2 protein-coding genes are annotated in these 3,512 nt (G+C 40.5%); both read right to left on the bottom strand.

The annotated features are described in order from the left end of the window. Positions 1–1,171, bottom strand: a 1,171-nt coding sequence (locus tag ENH88_RS23080; protein ID WP_304185902.1) for a tryptophan halogenase family protein, incomplete at its 3' end; no start/stop codon positions are given. Between the two features lie 192 nt (positions 1,172–1,363). Further along, positions 1,364–3,512: TonB-dependent receptor (locus ENH88_RS23085; protein WP_304185903.1), on the bottom strand; the 2,149-nt coding region annotated here is incomplete at its 5' end.

The following is a 3,512-nucleotide window of genomic DNA, read 5'->3' on the forward strand; positions in this document are numbered from 1 at the left end:
AGTCGATAATACGCTGCCAACGGTAATCCATCTGCTCATTAAAACGCTTAGCTACAATAGGCATTACTTGTGTGTCTGCTGGCATATGCTCTGCTACAAAGCGTGCTGAAATTTCAACAAGCATAATAGCGGTTGCTTCAAGCGGCTCTACAAACCCTGCTGACATACCTACTGCAACACAGTTTTTATGCCAAAACTTCTCACGGTAGCCCGACTCAAAGCTAATTTTACGGGCAGTTAAACCGTTTGCTGCATCGCCTAAATAGTTTCGTAAGTTTTGCTCTGCTTCATCGTCTGATAAAAATTTGCTTGAATATACATGCCCTACACCACGGCGATGCGTTAAACCTATATCCCAAATCCATCCAGCGTTTTGCGCTGTTGCTATGGTATGGCTGGCTAAGGAGTCATCGTTTTCATCGTAAGGGACTTGCATCGCCAGTGCGCTGTCGTTAAATAGCACGTGGTCCATTTTTTTAAACGGTACGTTGAGCGCTTGGCCTAATAACAATGATGAAAAACCAGTACAGTCTATAAATAAATCGGCGCTTATAATGCGGGTTTGATCTTTTAGAGTAAGCTCATTTATTGCACCATCGTCATCAAGTTTTACCTGATCAACAGTACCAATAATATGCTCTACACCAAGCTTACTTTTACAATGTTGTTTAAGCATTTCTGCAAAAGCGCCGGCATCTAAGTGATAAGCGTAATTACAGTTACCTTGATATTCACCTTGCGCTATACCTCTTGGGGCTAAGCTTGCTTCGCAAATATCATGTTGAAAATTAGTTTGCTGTGCAAAGTCTTCAACATTATCTAAATAAGGGGCTAAATCTATGCGGCCGTAGCCTAGCGGTACAGTAAATGGATGGTAGTAAAAGTCGTTGTTGCCGTGCGTCCAATTTACAAATTTACCACCTTGCTTAAAGGTAGCGTTACAGGCTTTAAATACATCAACTTCACGCAAACCTATTTGCTGAAGTGTGTTTTTCATCGTGGGCCAGGTACCTTCACCTACACCAATTGTTGGAATATCTGACGATTCAACCAACATCACTTTTAAGCCATCACCATTTTTACCTTGGTGATACGAAGCTATAATTGCAGCGCTCAACCATCCTGCTGTGCCGCCACCAATTACTGCGATTGTTTTTATTGTTTTATTCATAATGGACTACTCTTTGAGTATCTTTGATAACGTTTTATACAACAAATGCCCGGTAGGGCATTTGGATTTAATGTGGCTTCATTTTAGCCAATTAGGTTAACTAATATACATTACTGTTAAATTAACCTAATTGGTATTAGCACTAATGTGCTGCAATGAAACAAGAGGCGAGAAGTTCGCCTCAAACATTAATTAAAACGATCCGCGAATACCAAACGCGTAACGTGAGCCATTATCTTCCACTGAATAAATTTGGTTAGCAAAACGACCTGTTTGTACTAACTCTTCTTCAGTGATATTGATGCCTTCTGCAAAAATAGTGAAGTTTTCGTTAATATCGTAGCTTGCACTAATATCCCACTGGCCGTACGTTTCTACGTTCACTGGTTCACCATTGAAGCCGTTATCAACTAAGCGTAAAAAGCCTTCACGGTTGTTAAATGCAACACGTGCTTGCCAGTTGTCTTGCTCATAAAACAATACTAAGTTTTGTGAATCGCCCAAACCTTCAAGTGCAAATGTTTGAGTTGTATCATCACCTACACTAATGTCGCTATTCACAACAGTCGCATTAGCGATAAAACCAAAGCCATTTTCAAACATGTGAGTAACACCCACTTCGAAGCCGGTTACAGTTGCAGACTCACCATTTTGAGGACGGCTTACAGTGTAAACTTCTGAGCTACCAATAAGTTCGTCATCTGTTTGGTCTGTACATGTAGTACACGCAAAATCAGGACCTGAACGGTCAGACATTTCGTATGTTTCTGCACCCGTTAACGTAACAATAAAGTCGTCAACTTCTTTACTAAATACTGCAAAGCTAAATAAGTTAGCATCGTTGTAGTACCACTCGTAAGAGATATCCCAGTTTTCTGATTGGAATGGTTTAAGTGCTGGATTGCCACCACTTGCCGTTAAGTTTTGACGACGTGGTTCGTTAAAGTTTGTCGCAGGAGATAACTGAGACATAGTTGGACGAGTAATACTATCGTACGCGGCAAAACGTAAAATCATATTATCTTGTAGCTCAAGCTTAACGTTGAAAGACGGTAGTAAGTTTGAGTAGCTAGTACCTTGCTCGATGTTCGTTGCAGGCCCAAAAACATTCTGAAACAATGTTGCGTCAGATGTTGGTATTACATCGCTAATAAAGCTTTGTATTGCAGCAACTTCAATATCAGTTTCTGAGTAACGAGCACCCATATTAACGGTTACTGGCATATCAGCTAGGTCAAAACCAAGCGTAAAGTCCATGTATAAACTAGTGATGTCTTCGTTAATTGTGTAACGGTTATTTTGTAGCGTTGGCTCTACTGGAAAACCTTGATCGGCTAAGTAATCAAGCATTTTATCGCCATCGTAGCTATAAAATGTATCGATTAAACCAGGGAAGTAATTACTCGCTGTGTATGCTTCAAAATCAATTTCATCAAGCGGTGCTTGTGTACCGTAACCACAAAATTGACATTGGCTACCAAAAATTTGGAAGCTAGATTTTTCACGCTCTTGGCGATAAGCACCAAAGTTAATACGCTCTACTGGGCCTTTATCTGGCACGTATTCAAAATCGGCTTTTACTTCAGTGATTTCATCTTCATCAGTAAATTGGTTACCAATTTCGTTGTAGTGAAGACGCGCTAGGCTTGGATCTGGCAATAAACCATTTTCAAAGCCATCATGCTGTACGGTAGGAATGCTGCCTGTACCGTCAAAAGTATAGCTGTTAATAATACCCACTACGTTAAAACGATCATTACCTGCACGGTCGTTTTCAGCTGTTGAGCGAGATACATCAAATTTTGCTTTTAGTGACTCGTTTACTTGCCAGTCAACATTAATACCAAATGCTTTATTAGTTACATCACGTGAGTTACGTGTATGCGATACAAAGTCACTTGCAGGGTCGCCACTTGGCGCGCCTAAGCCAACTTCTTGAGAGAAAGTTAAAAGCGTACCCGTTTCAGCATCAATTGTTGCGCTGCCTACACGGTCTGGTTCGAACCAAGATGCTAAATCACGCACTGACGAATCAACTTCAAATTTTGAAATCATTCCATCAACCGTAATCGTAACATCGTCAGATGGTGCATATTGAAGTACTAAACTTGCGTTTGTACGTTCACGGTCTTGCTCATCAACAACTTGATCCCAGTTACGTGGAATGTAGGCATTTTCAAACAATACACCATCAGTTGGGTTAGATATTGTTTGGCCACCGCGCCAACCTGCCGTTAAAATTTGGTTGTTTTGAAGTTTACGTTGCTGATTAGTGATGGCAAAAAGCACACCTAGCTTGTCATCGTTAAACGTATTACTTATTAAAAATGATGTTGATGGA

Origin of the sequence: Pseudoalteromonas prydzensis, assembly GCF_011050055.1 — a bacterium.
Classification (GTDB): Bacteria; Pseudomonadota; Gammaproteobacteria; order Enterobacterales; family Alteromonadaceae; genus Pseudoalteromonas; species Pseudoalteromonas prydzensis_A.